A 20752-nucleotide genomic window follows, 5' to 3' on the forward strand; every position below is an offset into this window, starting at 1 on the left:
GACTGTCCTGCGGAGCCCGCCCCGATCGTGTGGTGTTGTTCGTCGGCGATCATGATGCGCCAAACATGGTCGGCCAGACGGCGTTTGAGTCCCTTGAGTCAAGTCCTCATGCTGTGAGGCGTTGTTGACGGTTGGTACGGGATACGACTATCAGAAGCCGTCGACATGCCCGCTTGTCTGTATCCGTCGCCCCCGTTGGTGGCTGTCCGTCGTCCGGCGGGGCAGCCGTTGTCTCAGAAGCTGACCGTCCGGCCGAATCTCGCGCAGGCTGTGACCGGCGGAAAACCGCTCGGTAAGCGGCCGTTCAGCGCCTGCTTACGCCGCCGTGGTAATCGGTCAGGAGTCGCGCCGCCGCGTCTGCTATGAACGCGGACAAGGCACCCTCCACCGCGCGCTCCCGGGATTTGAGATCTGTCAAGTTCTCGGCCTTGATCAGATCGTTGACCTGGGCCGTCGCTGTGTCCAGCAGTGGCTCGGGACGCGCGGACACCAGCTCCAGACGCAGCTTCGCGGCACTCCACCACCTCACATGCACGTCGGTCGTGCGCCGCCTGGCTCACCTCGATGGCGGTCCGGCGCGAAGCGGATGTTTCGAGCGACAACGTTCTGGTCCGCCGCACTGGCGGTCACGCCCCACCCATGGGCATGTTCGCCGATACCGCCGCCTCACGCACCGCCGTTCGAAGGGCAGGCGTGTCAGCAAAAGCCGACCTCGGCGAAGGTGCACCCACCCCGTTCTGCGTGAGAGAGCGCATGTCGAGAAGCGAGTGTCGGGGTCTTTCGGAAGTATTGGTGGTAACCGGTTGCGCGGAACTTCAGATCGAACGCATGACCTTCGATGTGCCAGAGCGGAAGGTCCTCCCGTCGATCGTCGGGTACCAGTCGGTGCAGGTCATCGATCTCCAGGTCCGGGGTCGTGCCCTTGAAATCGAGGTCCCCCTCGAGGTCCCAAACGTCTTCGAAGACGAGCGTCGCCGGGGCCATCCAGAAGGAGAAATATGTCGCCGGTGGGACCGGATGGACCCAGCGGACGATGTAGTCGAGATCGAGGAGAAGCCGCGGCAGGACGCCGTCGGTCGGCTGTACACACAGGCCGTGGATGGTGGCGTCGTGCCAGCCCATCTCCGAGAAGTCGGCGTCGGTCCAGACGCTTTTGGAAAGACCCGATTCCAGGTGGCCGCCGTCCATCCCCGTATCCAACCATTTCAACCAAGTTCGGGCGCCGTGGCGGACGGTGGCGGCCAGCGGCTGGATCTCCAGAATGAGGACGAGCTCGACGGCGACTGAGCCGGCGGACTGCCTGTCGACGAGGATCTCCAGGTTCGGGCGGTAGGTGTGGGTGGTTTCGTGGGCGAGCAGCTCGACGATTTCCTCGGGGCCGCGCCGGGAGCGGAGCGGAGGTGATCGCAGCGGCGCCAGCCGGCGACCGCCGCGTCACCGAGATCGATGTCGAGCAGGCCGCCGACGGCCTCGGCGATTCTCGGCAGGGCGATACCGCGCACCAGGTCGCCGAGCGCCCGTGCGGCTGTGTGCAGTGTGTGGTCGGAGCCGACCTCGCGCAGGCGGGCGGTGAGCTCGGCGCAGCCCATTTCGCGGGATCCATTGTCGTAGACCACGGCTCGTGCGGTGAGGGTTTCGGGGAACATCAGCGTCGGACCTCTCGCACGGTCGTGATGGGTTCGGCCCACTCATCCCAGGTGGGCCCTTGCTTTCGAGCGCAAGATCAGGGTCATGGAGGCTGGGGGATGTCGCCGCGGGAGGCTGCGGCATCGAGCACGGACGGATATGACCGTGGACCGCATTGCAGGCCCGGTCGGTTTCGCCACCGGCAGTTCCCTGCGTCCGCACCTGCATGATTCGATCGGTGTCTCGCCGCTGGCCTATCGCTGGACATTTCGCGCGGAAGCGGATTCGCTGGGCTGAATCGCTGTTCGGCGTATGTCAGCTGGCCAGTGGCTGCCGTGCCGGTGGATCGGCGGCGGGCAGCAGTTCGTGGGTTCGCGTGGTACGCGCGACTATCCGGCCCGCTTTGATGACGTAGCAGCGGTCCGGGCGATCGAGTAGGGCATCGGCGACGCGATGGGTGGACAGGACGACGAGATCCGCGGCGGCGCCGGGGCGGATGCCGTAGCGATCGGCGATCCCGATGACGGCGGCGGCCTGGGTGGTGGCCATGGTCAGGATCCGGGTCAGCTCGGCGGGAGTGGATAGGTGGCTGGTCTGGGCCAGGAACAGGCCGATGTCGAGGAGGTCGGCGTTGCCGTAGGGGGTGAACGCATTGCGAATGTTGTTGGAGGAGTACGCGGTGGTGATGCCCGCGTCCCAGAGCTCACGGATCGGTGCGATGCCGCGGCGGATATTCGTGGTATCAGCGCGTCCGCCGAGATGTATGTCGGTGGCGGGCAGGGGGACGACCGCGATGCCTGCTGCGGCCAGACGGTTCAGGGTTTCGCGGCGCTGCCTCGGTGGCTGTCCAGCCAGGGAAGTCATGTGGCCCAACGCAACTCGGCCTCGCATGCCGGTGCGCTCGGTGACCTCGGCGATGTAGTCGGCGAGCGCGAAGCGGGGATCGGTCGCGTCGTCGGCGAAATCGGCGTGGATATCGATCGGGACGTCGAATTCGGTGGCCAGTTCGAAGATGAGATCGATATGGCGACGGCAGTCGGCGACGGTCGCTTCGTTGTAGGCGCAACCGCCGATGACATCTGCGCCGCGACGCAGGCTTTCGCGCAGCAGGTCGATGGTGCCCTGGGCACGCAGGATGCCTTCCTGCGGAAAGGCGACGATCTGCAGGTCGATTCTGCCGCGATATTCCTCGCGCAGGTCGAGTAGTGCCTCGACGCCGAGCAGCCCGATGATCGGGTCGACGTCGGGATGGGCGCGAATCGTGGTGGTGCCGTTCGTGATCGCCAGGTCGAGAACGCGCCGTGCCCGGTCGCGGATCGACGCGCGGGTGAAGGTGCGCTTGAGTTCGCCGGTGACCGCGATCGCCCCGGCCAGGGTGCCGTCGAGGTTCGGTCGTTCGCGGTCGAGCAGTGCCTTGTCCAGGTGCAGGTGTGATTCGATAAGTCCCGGGATGACGACGCGTCCGGCGCAGTCGATTTCGTGGTCGGCACGCCCGGGCGGTAGGTGGTCGAGCTGGATGATGACGCCTTGGTCGATGACGATGTCGACCAGGGCCGCGTCGTCGGCGATGCGGGCGTCGCGCAGCAGCAGATCCGCCATGGGCAACCTCCGGGAGAAGAACGGACAAAGGTTGTATACGACCCTCGTGTTTCGTTCCGCCGCGAGAAATGCGACGTCTGGGTTACCGATCCTGTTGCGCCGCTGGATCAGCGGCGCGGTCGCGGCGCCGGTATGCCGAGGTGGCGTGGGCGATATGTGCGGCGACCACCTGGGTGGCGCGCTCCGGATCGCCGGCGTCGAGTGCGGCGCAGATCTCCTCGTGCTCGTGCCAGGAATCCTCGGCGCGCCTGGGCAGTTCGACCGCGTATACCCAGGCGATCTTCCAGCTGAGCTGGGTGATCAGCTGGCTGAGCAGGGTGCTGCCCGAGGCCTCGGCGAGCACCTCGTGGAAGCGGCTGTTGAGTCGGGTGAGCTCGTCGAACCGTCCGTCGCGCACGGCGTCCTGGCCGAGTTCGGTGAGTTCCTTGAGCCTGCCGAGTTGCTCCGGGGTGCGGCGCACGGCGGCGCGGCCCGCGCACAGCGGTTCGAGCAAGGCGCGGATTTCGAGCAGATCGGCGGCGTCGGCCTCGGTCAGTTCGGCGACGAAGGTCCCGGCGTACGGGCGCGACCAGGCGAAACCCTCGGCCTCCAGGGTGCGTAGCGCCTCGCGCACCGGAACTCGGGATACTCCGTAGCGCTCGGCGAGGGTGTCCTCGGTGAGCCGTTGGCCGGGCGCGAAGACGCCGCGGATGATGTCGTCGCGAATGGCTCGGCACACTTGTTGCGGAGTCATTCGCCGGGTGGTGCTGCTCACATGGCTCCCACAGCGCGCTGGGTGGTGTTGTTCCGAGCGACCTGCAAGCAGTCGCTGGCCGATTCTTTCGAGCGCCTCTGCAAGCAGTCGCTAGCGGTGGCGGACGACCGAGAGCAGTGGTTGTATACGATCCACTCCTCAACCGTCGGATCGGATGCCATGAATTTACTACAGTCGCGTGCCGGTGCCCGCTCCACAGACATATACCTTCCCGCAGATCCCGACCGGATCTCCTGGGGACTACTGCCGAATTCCCTCGCCAATCCGGTGATCACGGTGGACTCCGGTACGGCTGTGTGTTTGGACACGATCAGCCACGAAGGCATACTCGAGGATCAGGGCCGGGATCCGGCGACCTTCTTCGCAGCGTGTGGGATCACAGAGATCCTGGCTGACACCGCGGAAGTGGCGCGCTCGGTCGTACACGACCCGAGCGTGCACGGGCCGCACGTGGTGACCGGCCCGATCGCGGTGCGCGGTGCGCGCCCCGGCGACGTGCTCGAGGTCGAGGTGCTCGAACTGCTGCGGCGCGCGCCCTACGGCGTCATCAGCAATCGGCATGGCAAAGGTGCACTGCCGGGCGAATTTCCGCAGCTCGGGGACCACGATCCGGATGGTCCGGTGCCGCCGGTGTGCACGATCGCCACCGTCGACGCGGCCGAGCGCGGGGTGATAGATGTCGGTGACGGTCGTGCGCTGCGCTTTCCGCTCGACCCCTTCCTCGGCATCATGGGCGTGGCCGCGGCCACCGAACAGGCTGTGCATTCGGTGCCGCCTGGCCGGCACGGCGGGAATATCGACGTGCGGATGCTGGGAGTCGGTGCGCGGCTTTACCTTCCGGTTCAGGTGCCGGGCGCGATGTTCTACGCGGGTGACCCGCATTTCGCGATGGGCGACGGTGAAGTCGCGCTCACCGCCTTCGAGGCCCCGCTGCGCGCCACCGTGCGACTGACACTGCACGCCGATCCCGGGGCGCGGAAAATGGCTGCCGCCCTGGCTCTTCCGTATGCGGAGACCGCGACCGACCACCTGCTGCTCGGCCTGGACACCGATCTGGACGAGGCGGTGAAACAGGCCACCCGCAATGCCATCACGTTCCTCGGTGCGCGCTATCGGATACCCCCGGCCGTCGCGCTCGCGTACCTCAGTGCCGCAGCGGATTTCCGCATCTCTCAGGTGGTGGATGTGGTGAAGGGCGTGCACTGCTGTGTCAGAAAGAGCCATTTGGAGGGGCTGTGAGCGAGTGCATCCGGTTCTCCGCGTCCGAGCGCGGCGCGGTGGCGCCGTGAACGGCTGATCGCCGGAGTCTCGCGCCGCGCCGCCCGCGGCCGTCTTCGTGGACCCGTTGGAAGGACTTCATGGATGGATCTCCCACATCTGGCCCTACTGCTCATCGCGGGTTTCGGCGCGGGGGTATGCAACGCCATTGCCGGGGGCGGCAGTCTGCTCTCATTTCCCGCACTGCTCGCCACGGGACTGCCGCCGGTCGCCGCCACGGTGACCAATTCGGTGTCGGTCTGGCCCGGCTATTTCGGTGGTGCGGCGGCGCTGCGACGGCGACTCGACGACTATCGCGCGCTCGTCCCGCGTCTGGTCGCGACCGGGGCGGCCGGTGCGGTGGGCGGCGTGATCGCCCTGCTCACCGCGCCGCCGCAGATCTTCGCCGCGCTGGTGCCCTATCTGATTCTGTCGGCGACGGCACTGTTCGCCGCCCAGCCGTTGGTATCGCGGAAGTTGACCGCGCGACAAGGTGATTCCAGGACAACCCTGTTCCTGGGCGTATTCCTCGGCGGTGCCTATGGCGCGTATTTCAACGGCGGCATGGGCATCGTCGTCCTCACCACACTCGCCCTCGGCATCGACGCCACGATCACCAGCCTGAACGGTCTGAAAAGCGTACTGACCCTCACGGTTTCGACGACCGCCGTGGTTGCCGTCGCATTGTTCGGCCCCGTGCACTGGCTCTCGGTCGCGGTCCTCGCACCGGCCTGCCTCATCGGCGGGGTCGTGGGCGCGAAGCTCGCCGACCGGCTGCACCCCAACGCTTTCCGCGCCGTGGTCATCATCTTCGGCGTGGGTGCGGGGGCAACGATGCTGCTCAGCTGACTACTCACCCTGAATACCGAGAGGACGCTCAATGAACAACCTGTTGCTGCGAGGCGGACGCCCCTGGATTCCTGGGCTGCCGACCGACACCGCGGATATCCTCATCGTCGACGGACGGATCGCGAAGATCGCGCCCACTCTGGAAGCGCCGGACGGCGAGATCATCGATCTGGCCGGCGCGCTGGTACTTCCTGGCCTGGTCGATACGCACTGCCATCTGGACAAGACGCTGTTCGGCGGCCCATGGGTACCCAACAGCGGTGGCCGAACCCTGCCAGGGCGCATCGCGAATGGTGAGGGCCGACGGGCCGAACTCGGCCTGCCCAGCGCGGACTACGCCGCAAACCTGTTGGACGCCATGATCAGCGGGGGCACCACACAGGTACGCAGCCACATCGATATCGATCCGGAGGTCGGTCTGGGCGGTGTGGAAGCGGTGCGGGAAGCCGCCGCGCGGCACGCGGATCGGGTGGATGTCGAGTTGGTCGCGTTCCCCCAAGGCGGGCTGCTGACCCGGCCGGGGACCGCCGAGTTGATGGCGTCGGCGCTCGCGGACGGTGTCGAGGTCGTCGGTGGTCTCGATCCGGCGGGCTATGACCGGGATCCGGTGGGGCAGCTCGATGTGATCTTCGGCCTCGCGGAACGCCACGGTGCGAAGATAGACATCCACCTGCACGACGGCGGCGCCCTCGGCGCTTGGGAATTCGACCTCATCATCGAGCGCACCCGCGCTACCGGCCTGGCGGGGCGGGTCACGATCAGCCACGCGTACGCGATGGGCGCCCTCGCACCCGATGAGCAGCGGCGAGTCGCCGAAAACCTCGCCGAGGCAGGTGTTTCCATGGTGACCTGCGCGGTTGGCGAGGCGCCCGTCGTGCCGGTGCGGGTCATGCACGACGCGGGCGCCACCCTGGCGCTGGGAAATGACGGTGTGCGGGACCTGTGGACCCCGTACGGCGATGGCGACATGCTGCGTCGGATCAACAGCGTCGCGTATCGGGACCGGCTGGTCGCCGATCCCGAGATCGAGTTGGCCTTGCTCGCCGGAACCTACGGTGGCGCAATGGTTCTCGGACTCGATGACTACGGGCTCATGGCCGGAGCATCGGCCGATCTGCTCGTCGTCGACGCACCGACACCGGCGGCCGCGGTGGTCGCGCTGCCGCCTCGCAAACTGGTGCTCAAACGTGGCCGGATCGTCGTCCGGGACGGTGTGGTCGTTACCGAGAAATAAATTGTATACGAAACAGGCGTGTAATCGCGCCGACCGCGTTCGGCAATCACCCGCCGATAGAACTAGTCCATGAGCACAACGGCTTCTCCAGCGTCGACGACGCAGGGCGCATCTGCGTATACGACCGCTGCCGACCGCAGTCCCGCGGATGCCGCACCGGCCCTCGCGTTCCGCGGCGTATCCCTGACCTTCGAGAACGGCACCCAGGCGCTCGCCGATATCGACATCGCTATTCGCGATGGTGAATTCGTGTCACTGGTCGGCCCGTCCGGCTGCGGTAAGTCCACGCTGCTGCGGCTGGCCGCCGGTTTCGAGCGGGCCACCGCGGGCACTGTCGACGTCGCGACCGCCCAACTCGGCTATGTATTCCAGGAGTCGACCCTGCTGTCGTGGCGCAGTGTGCTGCGCAATGTCGAACTGCCCGCCGAACTCGCGGGCGTGGACAAGGCGACCCGCCGGGCTGCCGCCCGCGACGCCATCGAGCGGGTCGGTCTCGCCGGGTTCGAGAAGCACAAGCCCGCACAGCTTTCCGGCGGTATGCGGATGCGCGCCTCCATCGCGCGCGCCCTCACCGTGCGGCCCGAACTGTTCCTGTTCGACGAGCCCTTCGGCGCGCTGGACGAGATCACCCGCCAGCGGCTCAACGAGGAGGTCGGGACGCTGTTCCGCCGTGATGGTTTCGCCGGGGTGTTCGTCACTCATTCGGTAGCCGAGGCGGTCTTCATGTCCACCCGGATCGTCGTGCTGGCCGGGCAGCCGGGCCGGGTTTGCGCCGATATTCCGGTACCACTGGGCTTTCCACGCGCACCGGAGCTACGGTATACGGCCGAGTTCGCCGATATCGCCGCCGATGTGTCCGCCGCGCTGCGCGGCTCCGGACAGGCGGTTGCCGCATGACCGCCGCCACTGCGGGTCCGGTCACGGCGGCGACCGCGAGTCAGATCGAATCGGCCACCGGAAAACGGTACCGGCGCACGCCGATCGCACCGATTCGCATCATCGCACCGGCCGTCGTTTTCGTCATGGTCATCGCGCTGTGGTCGATCGCGAGTCACTTTCTGCTGGCCGAAGAGTCGCGATTCCTGCTGCCCGCACCCGAGGCGGTCGTGTCGCACGGTCTGCTGGATTCGGTGGCGCGCACCGAGATTCTGACCGCGCTGTGGTCGACGGTGCAGGTGGCGCTGGTCGGGCTCGGCATCGCCATCGTGCTCGGCGTTGGGTTCGCGGTGCTCATGAGTCAGGCGCGGTGGGCCGAGTATTCGCTGTATCCGTATGCGGTGATCCTGCAGACCATTCCGATCCTCGCGGTGGTACCGCTGTTCGGTTTCTGGTTCGGCTACGAGTTCGGCAGCCGCGTGATCGTATGCGTGATGGTGGCGTTGTTCCCCATCATTACCAACACGCTGTTCGGCCTCAAATCGGTGGCTGCGGCCGAACATGATCTGCTCACCCTCCACGGCGCCAATCGCTGGCAGCGCTTGCTGAAACTGCAACTGCCCGCGGCGCTTCCGGCCATGATCTCCGGGTTCAAGATCTCCGGTGGGATGGCGGTGATCGGCTCGATCGTTGCCGACTTCTTCTTTCGCCAGGGCCAGCCGGGCATCGGTCGCATGATCGATGTCTACCGCCAGCGCCTGGCCACCGAGGAGTTGCTCACGGCGCTGCTGCTGTCCTCGCTGGTGGGTCTGATCCTCTTCTGGTGCTTCGACTTCCTCGCACGGCGCGTCGACCGCGCACATGGTGTCCGTCGCGGCAGGTAACGCCGACCCGCTTCGCTCTGCTCCGAACCCGCTCGACCCCAAGGAAATCCCGTGAAGAAACGCCTCCTCGCCGCTGCCGCGCTGTCCGGCACCGCACTGCTCACCGCCTGTAGCGGTGCCACTTCTACACCCGCACCGACCGGCAGGGGTGAACTCGCGGGCGTCTGCCCCTCGACCGTCGTGATCCAAACGGACTGGTACGCAACACCGGAACGCGCCGCCGCCTTCCAACTGGTCGGACCCGATGGCACCGTCGACGTCAAGAAGGGCGCCTACTCCGGCCCACTCGGCGATACCGGCGTCAATGTCGAAGTGCGCCTGGGCGGTCCCTTCCTCGGTGGGCAGCCGGTTCCGGCGCAGATGTATCAGGACGCCAGCATCACCCTCGGCATGATTCCGACCGATGAGGCGCTGCAGGCGCGCGGAAAATTCAATGTCACTGGCGTTTTCGCATCTCTCGATATCAATCCGCAGATCGTGATGTGGGATCCCGCGACCTATCATGTCGAGTCCTGGAACGACGTGGCCGCGACCGGGGCGACCGTCGTGTACAGCGAGGGCAAGATCTACATGGACTACCTGATCGCCAAGGGCTACATACGGCCCGAACAAGCCGACGCCTCCTTCGACGGGACGCCGAGCCGGTTCGTCGCCGAGCGCGGCAAGGTGATGCAGCAGGGTTATGTCTCCAATGAGCCCTACCGCTGGGAACACGATGTCAAGGGCTGGCTCGAGCCGACGAAGTATCTGCTCGTGCACAAGGCGGGCTACGAGATCTACCCGCATCAATGGTCGGTCCGCAGTGACAAACTCGCCGAACTGAGTCCATGCCTGACCAAGCTGGTCCCGAAACTGCAACAGGCCGAGATCGACTACGTGACCAACCCGGAGCCGACGAATCAGGCACTGCTGCGCATCGCACAGACCATTCCGGACGGTCCGCCGATCACCGCGGCGGGCAATGCGAACTCGGTTGAGGTTCAGCTCGCGGAGAAGATCGTCGGAAACGGAACCGATGACACCCTGGGCAATTTCGACACCGCCCGGGTCGACCGCGTCATCACCGCCGTGACCGATACGCTGCGCGGTCGTGGTCAGCAGGTTCCCGACGGCGTCGCCGCCGCCGACCTGGTTACCAACCAATTCATCGACCCCGCAGTCGGTTTGCGGGCCCAGTAGTCCGCTCAGGTCGCCTCGGGTACGGGGAGCCCGAGGCGGGCGACGAGCCAGGGGAATGACGAGGTCAGGTCCGCCCTGCCGCCGTGGGCAGCGACCAATGCCGGGCTAATGGTGGGTTTGTGACCGAAGGGCTGGGTGAAAGCCGTTGACCGCCGCTACTCGGACCATTCGTTGGTGCAGTTCGCGAGTGGCCTGATCGGCGAGCGGATGGGTCGAGCGGTTACCGGCCCATGCGCAGTGCCCGCCGACGTACACCGCGCGTAAGTTGCGTGTCGAGCAGGCCAAGACGTAGGTGGCGACCGGGTCCCAGACTGGTCCAGTGTCGGGGTCGAACGGATCGACGATGATGAAGTCCGCGTATTTTCCGACCTCCAGCGAGCCGATTCGGTCTGCTGCGCCGATGGCTGATGCCGCGCCGAGTGTGTGCAGTCGGAGCATCTGTGCCGGTGTCAGGATGGCTGCGTCGCTGTGCAGCGCGCGTTGGGTGTACAGGCCGGTGCGCATGTTTTCGAAGGGGTCGGACACGTCGGTGCACGATTGATCGTCCAGCCCGATCCCTACACGCATGCCGGTGGCCGAGATCCTTGGTATATCGGCGATCCCGGATCCGATGCGGCCGTTGGACATCGGCTGCCACACCATGGCGCATCCGGTCTCGGCCGCGCGGTCGATCATTCGGTCGGTGGGATGGACGAAGTGGCCGAACGCGAAATCCGGGCCAAGGACTCCGGCTTCGTCGTACCAGTCGAACTTGGCTTGCTGGATGTCGAGTTGTTCCGCGGTTTCGACGAAATGGGCTTGGTTGGTGACACCGTGACGGTCCATCATGGTGCGTTCACGCTCGGCGGTGGCAGGCGAGGTCGACCACTGTACGGATCCGTAGACCGATCCCCCCAGGTAAAGATTCGGCGGCACCGTCGTTTTCGCGTAATCCATCACCGCACCGAAGGTCCCGAGCGCTTCGTCTTCGGGCAGTTGCTCATCGTCGAGGCGGACGCTGGCGACGAATCGGATGCCCGCGTCGCTGGTGGCGTCGATCTGGCGGGTGAGAAACTCGAGCGGCCGAACAGCGGCGGCTTTCATGCTCGATGAGGCGTAGTCGAACAGCGCCAGCACCCGGCTCTGGGTGAAGTTGTAGGCCGAGGTGATGCCGTTGGCGAGAAAGTCGAATGACCCGGCCAGGGTGAGCCAATACAGGTCCTCGGCGCCTGCGGCGAGCAGCATCTCGGTGTTGCGGGTGACCCACGGGTAAAGCGTGCTGTTGGCGGCGACACCCCGCATTCCTCCGGTAAAGATATGGCTGTGCGCGGAGACGAACCCGGGCCCGACCATGGCGCCCGCCACGTCGCGGACCTCACCACCCTCCGCAGGCGGATCTCCTTCTCCGACACCGGATATCCGGCCGTCGGCATCGACGGTCATCCAGCCGTGCAACCACTCGCGATCTCCCCCAACGGGCAGCAGCGTCGCATTCTTGATTGTCAGTACGGTCATCCGACGCGTCCGGGATCGAAGGTGCTGACCTCCGGGATGGCCTGCACCAGGGAACCGACTGTGCTCTCGAATAGTTCGGCGCCGAACGTGGCATCCGCACCGGTCGGATCGCCGATCACGCCAGACGCGGCGAAATCGTCGGCGAGCCAACCGAATCGGACCCGTTTACCGAATCCGACGTGCTTGTGGCCCGCGATCGAGTGCGGTACAGCGGCTTTCGCCTTGGTCATATCGACGAGATCGGGGCGCACGTGCAGCATCATCGACGTCTCGGCCCATCCGGCGTGGATGCCGAAACCCTCCTCCGTCGGCCCCGGCCGGGCAGGCGATGCGTAGAGGAAGGTCTGCAGGTCGAATCGGCGGCGCAATTCACGTAGCGCCACCTCGAGCAGGGCCGAGTTGCCGCCGTGGCAATTGACGAACAGGACCCGCCGCGCCGGCGTCGCGGCGATGCTTCGCCCCAGATCGACTACGACGCGCATCATCGTCTCCGCCTGCAACCACATCGCGCCGGGCAGATTGGCATGCTCGTCGGACTTGGTATAGCCCAATGCGGGCAGCAACCATACGTCACTGCCCTCGGCGGCGGCGCGATCGACCGCGGCGCCGGAAACGGCCTCGGCCAGCACCAGATCGGTGCGCAGCGGCAGATGTGGGCCGTGCGGTTCGATCGCGCCGGTGGGCAGCACGAGCACGGAGTCGCGGCTCAGCGCCTCGGGGACTTCGGCCGTGGTCAGATCGGCGAAGTGCCGGGTGGATGTCGTCACCGCTGCCACCTTCCTGGATTGAGCAGACCGTTCGGATCAGTGCTGCGCGCCAGCGCCCGGACCCGATCGGCGTCGAGATCGACATAGGACTGGTGCGGCGAATGCACAGCGACGCCGAGCGCCTCCAGCGCGGGCACCCCCGCGAATACCTGTTCGGGATCGCGGTAGACGCCGTTGATCATCCCGAACATGGTCTGATGCCCGACTTCCAAGTGCAGCATCCCGCCGTCATAGACGTCCTCCACCTCCCGCAGCCGGGTGACGAGCGCGTCGCCTTGGCATTCCATGTGAAAGTAGGTGTCCGGCACGGCCTTCTGCAGCCACCAGGTCGGGTGGTTGTAAGAGAGGGTGCTCAACCGCATCGTCTGCGCCAGCCCCTCGCGCACCGCCTCGATCCGGCCGCCACCGGCCTCCAGCACCGCAACCGTCTCGTCGAGCGCCGCGGCGTCGACGATGCCGCGGACACTGGCCCTGCCGTGCACCAACGCGGGGTCCGACGGCAGTGCGTCGACGATCGTCGCACCATCGGCGGACAACAGCCGCGGTTTCGGTTCGATCGACGCGGCGCGCATGGCGGCCGGGAAGGCCTCGTAATGGGACCCGAAGCTGGCGTACACGCACCTCCAGTCTTGCAGCGGTTCCAACCGGACCGTGGCCGAAACGATGATCCCCGCCACTCCGTAGGTATGCACCATCGGCTGTGCCGCAGCACCTTCGAGGTGGAGAAGTTCGGCATCCTCGTGGCCGTAGACGACATCGACGGATTCCACGAAACCCATGTGGTTGCGGCCGTGCACGATGGTGCCCGTGCCGGCGGAGCCACCGGCCAGAAATCCGCCGAGGGTGGATTGCGCGGTCGACGGGTACATCCAGAGCTGCCGTCCGGCATCCCACGCGGCCTGCTCCAGGTTGATCATCCTGGCGCCCGCCTCCGCGGTGATGGTGGTGTCGGTGAGGTCCCGGATAACGGCCAGTGAGGTCATGTCCATGACAAGGCCGCCGAAGCGCGGCACCACCTGGCCGTAATTGCCGGTGCCCTTGCCGCGCGCGGTGATCGGTACGCCGCGACGCACCGCAGCCTGCACAATCGCCGGAACCTGTTGGGCCGTCTTCGGATAACACACCGCGTCCGGCCGCCCGAGGGGTTGCTGGGCCGAGAGGATCGGGCTCATCCCCGACCCGTCACGGGAGGCGCGGTCCAGAGCGCGGTCGAGGGTGCTCACGCCGCGCGGGCCGAGCAGCGCGAGCAGGTCATCGACCAGGCCGTCGAGTTGCTCGGGCCCGAAGTCGGGACGATCACCGGCCTCGATCATGGCGGCGGTCACGACGCGAATCCGATCTTGGGATCGATGAATCGGTCTGTCGCGATCTGTTCGGTCGTCAGTCCTTGTGGGACCGAGACTTTCTGCTCGGTGTAGATCGGCCGGGTGATGTCGATGACCCGCTGAACTCGCGCGGCGTCGAAATCGCCGACCGTGGCATTGCCGCCGTTGCCGACCACACCGGCCTCGCGCATCCGCTTCGTCGCAAAGGCCGCGTTGCCCGCGTCGTATACCCAGCCGGTGTCGTACTTGTCGACTGCCTGCACGATCAGATCGTTGGCCGTGGCCGGATCGGCGAAATAGTCGAGCTCGGCTTGCTGCATCACCGGAACAAGGCGTTGCAGGCACGCCGAATCGGCCTCCAGCTTGCCGGACCGGACCGCGAGCGCGGACTTGTACTCTGGGTATCCGGAGTCGTGCAGCAGCTGGTAGGCCACCGGCTTGTGCCATTGGGGGATCTTCTGTTCGTAGAGATACGGTTCGGCGCTGATGAACCCCTGTTGCGCCTTGGCGCCACCGGCAGCGACGAAGTTGGCCGGTGTGCCGTCGTAGCTGCCGTCCACCTGACTCTTGTCGAGAATGCCGGCACCGGTCAGATAGTCCATATAGGCGGCGCCCTGGAAGTACAACACGGTCGCCTTCGCGGCCTTCAGGTCGCTGATGGAGTGCACATTCGGATAGGTCGCCGGATCCCACATGATCATCTGCGGGTTGATCTCCAGCGGTGCGAAGACGCCGGTGGTCGGTTTGGTGGCCGCGGACTGGATGGACTGGTCGGTGTCGACGAAGCCGAGCATGATCGAGTCGTCCTGATACATCTGCGATGTCACGGTCTGGAATCCGATCGCGGGGCCACCGGCGCGGATCTCCAGGTCCACCCCGGTGTACTCACCGTGGGCGAAAAGCGGACCGGTGACCTTCTTGCCCGCGGCGTCGATCGCCGGGTTCGGACCGAGTAGTTGATAGAGGCCGCCGTGTTCGGCCTCCGGGTTCCAATCGCTCTGCACCACGATTTTTGTCGGGCAGACCTGCTTCAAGTCGATCGCGCCGATCGGGCCGCTGTAACCGGAAGTTGCTGTCGGGCTGTCGGTTTGGGCACAGCCGGTCAGTACGGCGAGGCCGATGACGGTCGCCGATACGGTCACGCGGGCCGAACGCGGCAGACTAAGTATTCTCATGTTTCTCCCAAAGGGGCGCAGCGGCAGGGTGGGATTTCAGTTGCGGGCGGAGTCGTACCAAGCGCCGACCAGCCGGCGAGACAGCCAGCTGAAGAACGCGAAAACTACGACGCCGAGGCCGGAGGCCAGCAGGATCGAGGCGAACAATTCGGGTGACTGCAGCCGGGATCGGTAGTTGTCGATCAGGATGCCGATGCCGGGATCGCCCTGCTTGAAGAAGAAGTCGCCGACGATCGCGCCGACCACCGCGAGCCCGGCCGAGATCCGGACACCGGCGAAAATGGCGGGCATCGCGGCCGGGAACTCGAGCTTGCGCAGCACCGTCATCCGGCCAGTGGCGCGCAGCGCGAACAGTTCCCGCAGGCCCTTGTCCACCGATTTCAGCCCGAACAGCGTGTTCGACACCACCGGGAACAGGGCGATCAGCACGCAGACGAACACCCGCGCGGTGAATCCGAAACCGAACCAGAAGCCGATCAGCGGAACCAATGCCAGGATCGGAATACACTGCAGCACAACCGCATATGGAAACAGAGCAATCTCCGCCCAACCAGCTTGCGCCATCAGTACCGCCCAGACGATCCCGAGGACCACGGCGATCACCAGACCGGTGCACGCCACGGTAGCGGTCCGCTGCAACGCCTCCCACATATCCGGCGCTCCCGGACCGAGCAGGCCTTCGGTCACCACTTCGTGTGGCGGCGGCATCAGAAACCGGCGCGACGGTGCCAGCACTGTGTAGGTCACGAGGTACCAGGCGCCGATCACCATGGCCAGGACCGCGAGCGGAGCAAAGACCGTACGCAGTTTGAACGTGCGCGCCGGGGCGGTGGTCACAACGGACTCGGATACTTTTGCGGCAGTGAGTATTTCGACGCTCATGTGTGACTTCCTCGCAGCGCCTGCGAGACTCGGCTCGCGAGTGCGGTGAACTCGGGGGTGAAGCGGATATCCGGTCGGCGCGGAAAGTCGAACGGAATGTCGATCTGCTCGACGATGCGGCCCGGCCTGCCCGACATCACCGCGACGCGGGTCGAGAGGTACACGGCCTCGGTCACCGAATGCGTGATGAACAGGCCCGCGAAGCGGCGGTCGTCGAACAGTTCGGTGATCTCGTCGCCGAGCCGCTGTCGCGTGATCTCATCGAGTGCGCCGAAAGGTTCGTCGAATAAGAACAACTCGGGATCAACGGTGAGCGAACGAGCCAGCGACACCCGCATCCGCATACCACCGGAGAGCATGCGCGGCAGGTGTTCGGCGAACCCAGCGAGACCGACCAACTCGATGGCATCGTCGGCACGGCGATAGCGTTCGGCCTTGGCCATGTGATCGAGTTCGGCCAGTAGCGCAACATTGTCGCGCACCGAGCGCCATGGCAGCAGGGTGGCGTCCTGGAACACATAGCCGATCCGATTCGCCCCGACTTGGGTGTAACCCCCGGTCGCGGACTCCAGGCCGGAGGCGATTCGAAGCAGCGTCGACTTCCCGCATCCAGAGGGCCCGACGACGCTGACGAATTCACCGGCCCGGACTGTCAGATCGACGCCCGAGAGCGCGACCGTGCCGTTGGGATAGGTGAGTTCGGTCGATTCGAATCCGAGCACCTGACTGCCGGGGCGGGGCGGGGCGGCGCTCATGGTTGGCATGCTGGACATCAGACCTCCAGTACTGCGAAATCGGCTGTGCGATGGTCGGTTCGGCTGATGGATACGATCGCGCCGTCGCGAATGACGATCCGGTCGGCAGGTGCGTTCGCGACAACATCGAGCAGACTGCTGCCGCGTACGGCGAGAAATTCCGCGCGGGCACCGGGTTTCGCGCCGGCCTCGGGCAAGCCGAGCACCGCGCGCGCTCCGTCGGTAACCAAGTGCACGGCCACTTCCGGCGCCAGATGACCGGCCGTGATCAGCAGTGCGGCCGTTTCGAGTGCGTCACTGCGGCCGATCGGGTTGAACGGATCGCGGACATTGTCGGCACCGGCCGCGACGGGGATGCCCGCATCGAGCAGCGCGGCGAGTGCGGTCAATCCGCGCGGCATAGCGACCGGGTCATCCCAGCCCTGCAGATACAAATTGGTGATGGGCAGGCTGACGATCCCCACGCCACTGCGCGCCACCGTGGCCAGCAGCGCGCCCAGTTCGTCCGCGGCCATGGTGCCGAGCCTGCAGCAGTGCCCAGCGGTGCGCGTCCGGGCGGCGGGCCACCCGGCGACCCGCTCGGCGAAGTGGGCGAGTGTGTGGTGGTCGCCGCACAAGAACTCGTCGACGTGTAGGTCGGCGCCGACTCCGCGGGCCTCGGCAATGTCGAGTAGCCGGGTGAGTTCGGCGATCGGGTCCGGCGCGATATGCGGTGCGCCACCGATCAAGTCGGCGCCCGCGTCCAGGGCCGCGTGGAGCAGTCCGGGATCGGCCGCCGGGGGTGTCAACGCCACGATCTCGATGTCGACGAGCCCGGACAATCGCCTGCGTACGCTATGCACCGCGCGGATACCGCGCAACGGGTCCGTGCCACCGAGGATATCGACGTGCGACCGAATGGTGGTCGTGCCGTTGCGCAACAGGGCCGATGCCGCCGCGGTCGCCCGACTGCGGAAAGACTCCTCGGTCAGTTCGGCACTGCCCTGGCGCCATGTGTCGATCGCCGCTCCGAGATTGCCGAAGGTCGGCGTGAGCGCATCCCAGCTCAGCGCCTTGTCCAGGTGTGCGTGTGGCTCGGCGGGTGCGGTCAACAGCACGAAACCGGTCAGATCTATTGATGCGTCGGAGGTTTCGTCGATCCGGCCCGGTGCACTCGGGCGAACTGCGGTCACCAGCGAGTGCCCGCCGTCGCGTCCGATGTCGAGATCGACCACCGAGCCGTCGGGCAAGGTTGCCCCGCACAGGCGCGAAACACGCTGCGGTAGCGGATGATCCATGGAGGTCCTTCGAGAGAGAAACAGGTCGTGGTGGCCCGCTCGTGGCTGGTCGGCGAGACGTTAAGGACAGAGCAAATGTTGATGTGATCAACATTTAGCACTATTCAGCCGCCTTGTTTCGGGTAGATGAACGAGCCAGCTACGGTCTTGTTAATTCGCCGACGCGGCAACGGGTGATCTAGCGTGCGGGTGCCCGTCCGTGACGCACTTCGACGATCGGTGGTGGGATATGAAGGTGGAGAACGTGACCAAAAAGGCGCCCGTCGACGCGCAAACCATGCTCGGGGCCGAGATCCGCCGCCGCAGGCGTGATCGCGGACTCACCCTGGTCCGACTGGCCGAGCAGGCGCAGATCTCACACCCGTTCCTCAGTCAGCTCGAACGTGGCCTGGCACGGCCGAGCATGCTGACGCTGGCTCGCATCGCCGAAGCGCTGGGAACCACCCAGGTCGAATTGATGCTGGCGGCGGACACCCGCGGCGGCAAGGACGCCGAAGCGACCGCCGAGGGGCAGGTGATCCGATCCCACGAGGGCGTCCAGCTGCCGCGGGGTATCGCCAGATCGGGGCAGGAAGAGGGCTCGACCCGGCTGCTGGTGCACGGGCGCGCATCGTTCTACCCGCAAGAATTCGTCGACGTGCATGCCGAGTTCGGGCCCTACTTCGAGCACGACGAGGACGAGTGGGTGTACGTCGTCGAGGGGGCGATCGTGGTCGACCTCGGTGACCATGGCCACGCGCGACTCGCCGGTGGTGACAGCCTCTACTACACTGGCGGCACACCACACCGGTGGCGTGTGGTGGACGGCCCGCATGCCAGGCTGATTGTCGTGAAAGCGGCTGGGCGCGAGGCGGATTCCCGTGGCTGGGACAAATAACTAGGCGGGGCCCGTATTTCCTGGAGGCCCTGATGAATGATTCCGACTCCATCACCGTCGTCGTACGCGACCGCCGCCGAGTGGCCGAGAACATCGACGAGTTCACCCTCGGCCACCCGCACGGTGACCGACTACCGCCGTGGCAGGCGGGGGCACACATCGACCTACTGCTCGGCGACGGGATCGTCCGGCAGTACTCGCTGGTTTCCGATCCCGACGACACCATTCTCTATCGGATCGCGGTATTGCGCGAGGCGCATGGGCGCGGTGGTTCGGTCCTGGCCCACCAACTCCTGTCGATCGGCGCAACGGCCTCGATCCGGCCGCCGCGCAACCACTTTCCGCTCGTGCGTGCGCTCGGCTACGTGCTGATCGCCGGAGGTATCGGGATCACGCCGATGCTCGCGCTCGCCGCCGCCGCGCAGCGCAGCGGGCGGCCGTGGCGGCTGATATATACCGGCCGCGACGAGTCGGCCATGGCTTACCTGCGTGAGCTGCGCGAACACTACAGCGATGCGGTGCTGCCGCATCACTCGGTGCGTGCGGGACGCCTGGATGTGGCGGCACTCCTCGCCGATTCGACGCCGGGAACCGCGGTACTGGCCTGCGGTCCAGCAGGGTTGATCGCCGCCGCGGAGGACGCTTGCGCGGGACTCGAGGCGGTCGATGTGTTCGCCGAGCGGTTCGTCGCGCGAGATATCGCGGAGTCTGCCGCGGCCCCGTTCGAGGTGTCCCTCGCGATGTCGGGGCTGACGCTCACGGTTCCGGCGACTCGATCAATACTCGAGGTGGCCGAGGAACGCGGCGTGGTCGCACTCTCGTCATGCAGGGAAGGGACCTGCGGTACCTGCGAGACGGGCGTGGTGAGCGGGGAGGTGGACCACCGCGACTCTGTGCTGTCGCCGGAGGAGCGCGCCGAGGGGGAGTCCATGATGATCTGCGTATCACGCTGCGCTGGAGCACGATTGGTGCTCGAACTGTGAAGCGCTGATTGTCCGGCATCGAATTCGGCGGAACGAACGGAGCGGCGGTACCGGGCCGCTGGGGCTGCCCTTATCCAGACGCTGGGACCGCCTTCGCCGCACCGGGGCGAAGGCGGTCAGCGCGCCGGCCGCGCGATGTCCTGATGCAGGGGGTCAGCTGGTCTTGATGGTCCCGCCGTCGATGACGAGGTCGGCTCCGATGATGTTGGTAGCCTTGCCCGAGACCAGGAACGCCACGAGGGCCGCGACCTCTTCCGGTTCGGAGATTCGGCGCGAGGCGATGCCGAACTGGTCCGGCAGCGCCGCCAGCAGCTGTTCGTGCGAGACGCCCTGTGCGGCGGCGAGCTTCGCGCCGACCCATTCGGAACCGCGCCAGATCCGGGTGCCGACCACGCCGGGCGAGACCGTGTTGACGCGGACTCCCTGCGGACCGAACTCTTCGCTCAGGCGCTTGCCGAAGGCGGTGAGCGCGGCCTTGGCCTCGCTGTAGCCGACCGGCCCGGCGGACGGGAGATGTGCGTTGATCGAGGAGACGTTCACGATCGCGCCGCGACGGTCGAGCAGGCTGGGCAGGGCGGCACGGGTCGCCCAGACGGCGCTGAACAGGTTGACATCCAGGAGGTGCCGCCACTGATCGTCGGTACTGTCGAGGAATCCGCCCAGCGTCAGTTGGTCGGGGTCGCCGCCACCAACGTTGTTGATCAGGATGTCGATGCCGCCGAGCTCTTTCAGCGCGGTGTCCACGAGCGCAGTGGCGCCGTCTTGCGAGCTCAGATCCACCGAAGCGGTGGCCACGGTGGCCTTTTCGAGTTCGGGTGTGATGGTGCGGGCGGCGCCGACCACGCGTGCGCCCGCGGCGGACAACGTCTCGGCGACGGCCAGGCCGATGCCGCGGCCGGCTCCGGTGACGACGGCGGTCTTGCCGGTCAATTCGAGATCCATGGAGACTTCCTTTCTTG

Annotated in this window: 22 protein-coding genes; 9 read left to right on the plus strand and 13 right to left on the minus strand. The window is 66.3% G+C overall.

Annotated features, from left to right (window positions below; genetic code table 11):
- Positions 1-304: 304 nt before the first annotated feature.
- From ACIBI6_RS17415 to ACIBI6_RS17425, 3 genes are all read right to left on the minus strand, one after another.
- Positions 305-529, minus strand: a complete 225-nt coding sequence (locus tag ACIBI6_RS17415; RefSeq protein ID WP_364352828.1) for a hypothetical protein — start codon at positions 527-529, stop codon at positions 305-307.
- Between the two features lie 167 nt (positions 530-696).
- On the minus strand, positions 697-1188 hold the full coding sequence (locus ACIBI6_RS17420; protein ID WP_364352831.1) for a hypothetical protein: 492 nt from the start codon (positions 1186-1188) through the stop codon (positions 697-699).
- Positions 1189-1205: 17 nt separating this feature from the next.
- Complete coding sequence (locus ACIBI6_RS17425; protein ID WP_396956966.1) at positions 1206-1646, minus strand: hypothetical protein; 441 nt, start codon at positions 1644-1646, stop codon at positions 1206-1208.
- Positions 1647-1791: 145 nt separating this feature from the next.
- On the opposite strand from ACIBI6_RS17425, the gene ACIBI6_RS17430 reads away from it, so the two are divergent.
- Positions 1792-1923, plus strand: coding sequence for a hypothetical protein (locus tag ACIBI6_RS17430; protein ID WP_396956968.1), 132 nt, complete (start codon positions 1792-1794; stop codon positions 1921-1923).
- An 18-nt stretch (positions 1924-1941) separates the two neighbouring features.
- Here ACIBI6_RS17430 and ACIBI6_RS17435 read toward each other — a convergent pair whose 3' ends face one another.
- On the minus strand, positions 1942-3225 hold the full coding sequence (locus tag ACIBI6_RS17435) for an amidohydrolase family protein (protein ID WP_364352837.1): 1284 nt from the start codon (positions 3223-3225) through the stop codon (positions 1942-1944).
- Positions 3226-3307: 82 nt separating this feature from the next.
- Positions 3308-3979: a GntR family transcriptional regulator gene (locus ACIBI6_RS17440; protein ID WP_396956970.1), complete on the minus strand. Its 672-nt coding sequence runs from the start codon at positions 3977-3979 to the stop codon at positions 3308-3310.
- Between the two features lie 159 nt (positions 3980-4138).
- Here ACIBI6_RS17440 and ACIBI6_RS17445 point away from each other — a divergent pair, with 159 nt between their 5' ends.
- The 6 genes from ACIBI6_RS17445 (at position 4139) to ACIBI6_RS17470 (ending at position 10258) form a co-directional block, all read left to right on the plus strand.
- A complete protein-coding gene (locus tag ACIBI6_RS17445; RefSeq protein WP_364352843.1) occupies positions 4139-5218 on the plus strand; it encodes an acetamidase/formamidase family protein in 1080 nt (359 codons plus the stop codon).
- A 123-nt stretch (positions 5219-5341) separates the two neighbouring features.
- Positions 5342-6085: a sulfite exporter TauE/SafE family protein gene (locus ACIBI6_RS17450; RefSeq protein ID WP_396956973.1), complete on the plus strand. Its 744-nt coding sequence runs from the start codon at positions 5342-5344 to the stop codon at positions 6083-6085.
- 31 nt (positions 6086-6116) lie between these two features.
- Positions 6117-7319 carry an amidohydrolase gene (locus ACIBI6_RS17455; RefSeq protein WP_396956975.1) on the plus strand — a complete coding sequence of 401 codons (1203 nt, stop codon included), beginning with the start codon at positions 6117-6119 and terminating at the stop codon, positions 7317-7319.
- A 69-nt stretch (positions 7320-7388) separates the two neighbouring features.
- Entirely contained in the window at positions 7389-8216 is an 828-nt protein-coding gene (locus tag ACIBI6_RS17460; protein WP_364352852.1) for an ABC transporter ATP-binding protein, read from the plus strand.
- Positions 8213-9079: an ABC transporter permease gene (locus ACIBI6_RS17465; RefSeq protein WP_396956977.1), complete on the plus strand. Its 867-nt coding sequence runs from the start codon at positions 8213-8215 to the stop codon at positions 9077-9079. Before ACIBI6_RS17460 ends, ACIBI6_RS17465 begins: the two co-directional genes overlap by 4 nt.
- A 51-nt stretch (positions 9080-9130) precedes the next feature.
- Entirely contained in the window at positions 9131-10258 is a 1128-nt protein-coding gene (locus tag ACIBI6_RS17470) for an ABC transporter substrate-binding protein (protein WP_396956979.1), read from the plus strand.
- 105 nt (positions 10259-10363) lie between these two features.
- On the opposite strand, the gene ACIBI6_RS17475 is transcribed toward ACIBI6_RS17470, so the two are convergent.
- Genes ACIBI6_RS17475 through ACIBI6_RS17505 form a run of 7 tightly spaced genes read right to left on the minus strand, consistent with a single transcriptional unit; the run spans position 10364 to position 17933 of the window.
- A complete protein-coding gene (locus ACIBI6_RS17475; protein ID WP_396956982.1) occupies positions 10364-11752 on the minus strand; it encodes an amidohydrolase family protein in 1389 nt (462 codons plus the stop codon).
- Positions 11749-12519, minus strand: a complete 771-nt coding sequence (locus ACIBI6_RS17480; RefSeq protein ID WP_396956984.1) for a creatininase family protein — start codon at positions 12517-12519, stop codon at positions 11749-11751. Before ACIBI6_RS17480 ends, ACIBI6_RS17475 begins: the two co-directional genes overlap by 4 nt.
- Entirely contained in the window at positions 12516-13832 is a 1317-nt protein-coding gene (locus ACIBI6_RS17485) for an FAD-binding oxidoreductase (RefSeq protein WP_396957062.1), read from the minus strand. The genes ACIBI6_RS17480 and ACIBI6_RS17485 overlap by 4 nt, the downstream gene beginning before the upstream one ends.
- Before the next feature lie 8 nt (positions 13833-13840).
- On the minus strand, positions 13841-15019 hold the full coding sequence (locus ACIBI6_RS17490; protein WP_396956986.1) for an ABC transporter substrate-binding protein: 1179 nt from the start codon (positions 15017-15019) through the stop codon (positions 13841-13843).
- 36 nt (positions 15020-15055) lie between these two features.
- Complete coding sequence (locus ACIBI6_RS17495; RefSeq protein ID WP_396956987.1) at positions 15056-15901, minus strand: ABC transporter permease; 846 nt, start codon at positions 15899-15901, stop codon at positions 15056-15058.
- A complete protein-coding gene (locus ACIBI6_RS17500; RefSeq protein WP_396957063.1) occupies positions 15898-16665 on the minus strand; it encodes an ABC transporter ATP-binding protein in 768 nt (255 codons plus the stop codon). Before ACIBI6_RS17500 ends, ACIBI6_RS17495 begins: the two co-directional genes overlap by 4 nt.
- An 8-nt stretch (positions 16666-16673) precedes the next feature.
- Positions 16674-17933 (minus strand): amidohydrolase family protein, encoded by a 1260-nt coding sequence (locus tag ACIBI6_RS17505; protein WP_396956988.1) that lies wholly within the window; start codon positions 17931-17933, stop codon positions 16674-16676.
- Positions 17934-18132: 199 nt separating this feature from the next.
- Between ACIBI6_RS17505 and ACIBI6_RS17510 the strand changes: the two genes are divergently transcribed.
- A complete protein-coding gene (locus ACIBI6_RS17510; RefSeq protein ID WP_396956990.1) occupies positions 18133-18810 on the plus strand; it encodes a helix-turn-helix domain-containing protein in 678 nt (225 codons plus the stop codon).
- Positions 18811-18842: 32 nt separating this feature from the next.
- Entirely contained in the window at positions 18843-19793 is a 951-nt protein-coding gene (locus ACIBI6_RS17515) for a PDR/VanB family oxidoreductase (RefSeq protein WP_396956992.1), read from the plus strand.
- Positions 19794-19946: 153 nt separating this feature from the next.
- Here the strand turns inward: ACIBI6_RS17515 and ACIBI6_RS17520 are convergent, their stop codons facing one another.
- Positions 19947-20735, minus strand: coding sequence for an SDR family oxidoreductase (locus ACIBI6_RS17520; RefSeq protein ID WP_364352885.1), 789 nt, complete (start codon positions 20733-20735; stop codon positions 19947-19949).
- Positions 20736-20752: the final 17 nt, after the last annotated feature.

This window comes from Nocardia sp. NPDC050412, from assembly GCF_044458825.1.
Lineage (GTDB): Bacteria > Actinomycetota > Actinomycetes > Mycobacteriales > Mycobacteriaceae > Nocardia.

Bases quoted from the DNA above. Each gene is read 5' to 3' on its own strand.
- ACIBI6_RS17450 (WP_396956973.1), top strand. From the start codon at position 5,342: ATGGATCTCCCACATCTGGCCCTACTGCTCATCGCGGGTTTCGGCGCG.
- ACIBI6_RS17445 (WP_364352843.1), top strand. From the start codon at position 4,139: ATGAATTTACTACAGTCGCGTGCCGGTGCCCGCTCCACAGACATATAC.
- ACIBI6_RS17455 (WP_396956975.1), top strand. From the start codon at position 6,117: ATGAACAACCTGTTGCTGCGAGGCGGACGCCCCTGGATTCCTGGGCTG.
- ACIBI6_RS17475 (WP_396956982.1), bottom strand. From the start codon at position 11,752: ATGACCGTACTGACAATCAAGAATGCGACGCTGCTGCCCGTTGGGGGA.
- ACIBI6_RS17500 (WP_396957063.1), bottom strand. From the start codon at position 16,665: ATGCCAACCATGAGCGCCGCCCCGCCCCGCCCCGGCAGTCAGGTGCTC.
- ACIBI6_RS17495 (WP_396956987.1), bottom strand. From the start codon at position 15,901: ATGAGCGTCGAAATACTCACTGCCGCAAAAGTATCCGAGTCCGTTGTG.
- ACIBI6_RS17435 (WP_364352837.1), bottom strand. From the start codon at position 3,225: ATGGCGGATCTGCTGCTGCGCGACGCCCGCATCGCCGACGACGCGGCC.
- ACIBI6_RS17425 (WP_396956966.1), bottom strand. From the start codon at position 1,646: ATGTTCCCCGAAACCCTCACCGCACGAGCCGTGGTCTACGACAATGGA.
- ACIBI6_RS17520 (WP_364352885.1), bottom strand. From the start codon at position 20,735: ATGGATCTCGAATTGACCGGCAAGACCGCCGTCGTCACCGGAGCCGGC.
- ACIBI6_RS17420 (WP_364352831.1), bottom strand. From the start codon at position 1,188: ATGGACGGCGGCCACCTGGAATCGGGTCTTTCCAAAAGCGTCTGGACC.
- ACIBI6_RS17460 (WP_364352852.1), top strand. From the start codon at position 7,389: ATGAGCACAACGGCTTCTCCAGCGTCGACGACGCAGGGCGCATCTGCG.
- ACIBI6_RS17465 (WP_396956977.1), top strand. From the start codon at position 8,213: ATGACCGCCGCCACTGCGGGTCCGGTCACGGCGGCGACCGCGAGTCAG.
- ACIBI6_RS17515 (WP_396956992.1), top strand. From the start codon at position 18,843: ATGAATGATTCCGACTCCATCACCGTCGTCGTACGCGACCGCCGCCGA.
- ACIBI6_RS17490 (WP_396956986.1), bottom strand. From the start codon at position 15,019: ATGAGAATACTTAGTCTGCCGCGTTCGGCCCGCGTGACCGTATCGGCG.
- ACIBI6_RS17485 (WP_396957062.1), bottom strand. From the start codon at position 13,832: ATGATCGAGGCCGGTGATCGTCCCGACTTCGGGCCCGAGCAACTCGAC.
- ACIBI6_RS17505 (WP_396956988.1), bottom strand. From the start codon at position 17,933: ATGGATCATCCGCTACCGCAGCGTGTTTCGCGCCTGTGCGGGGCAACC.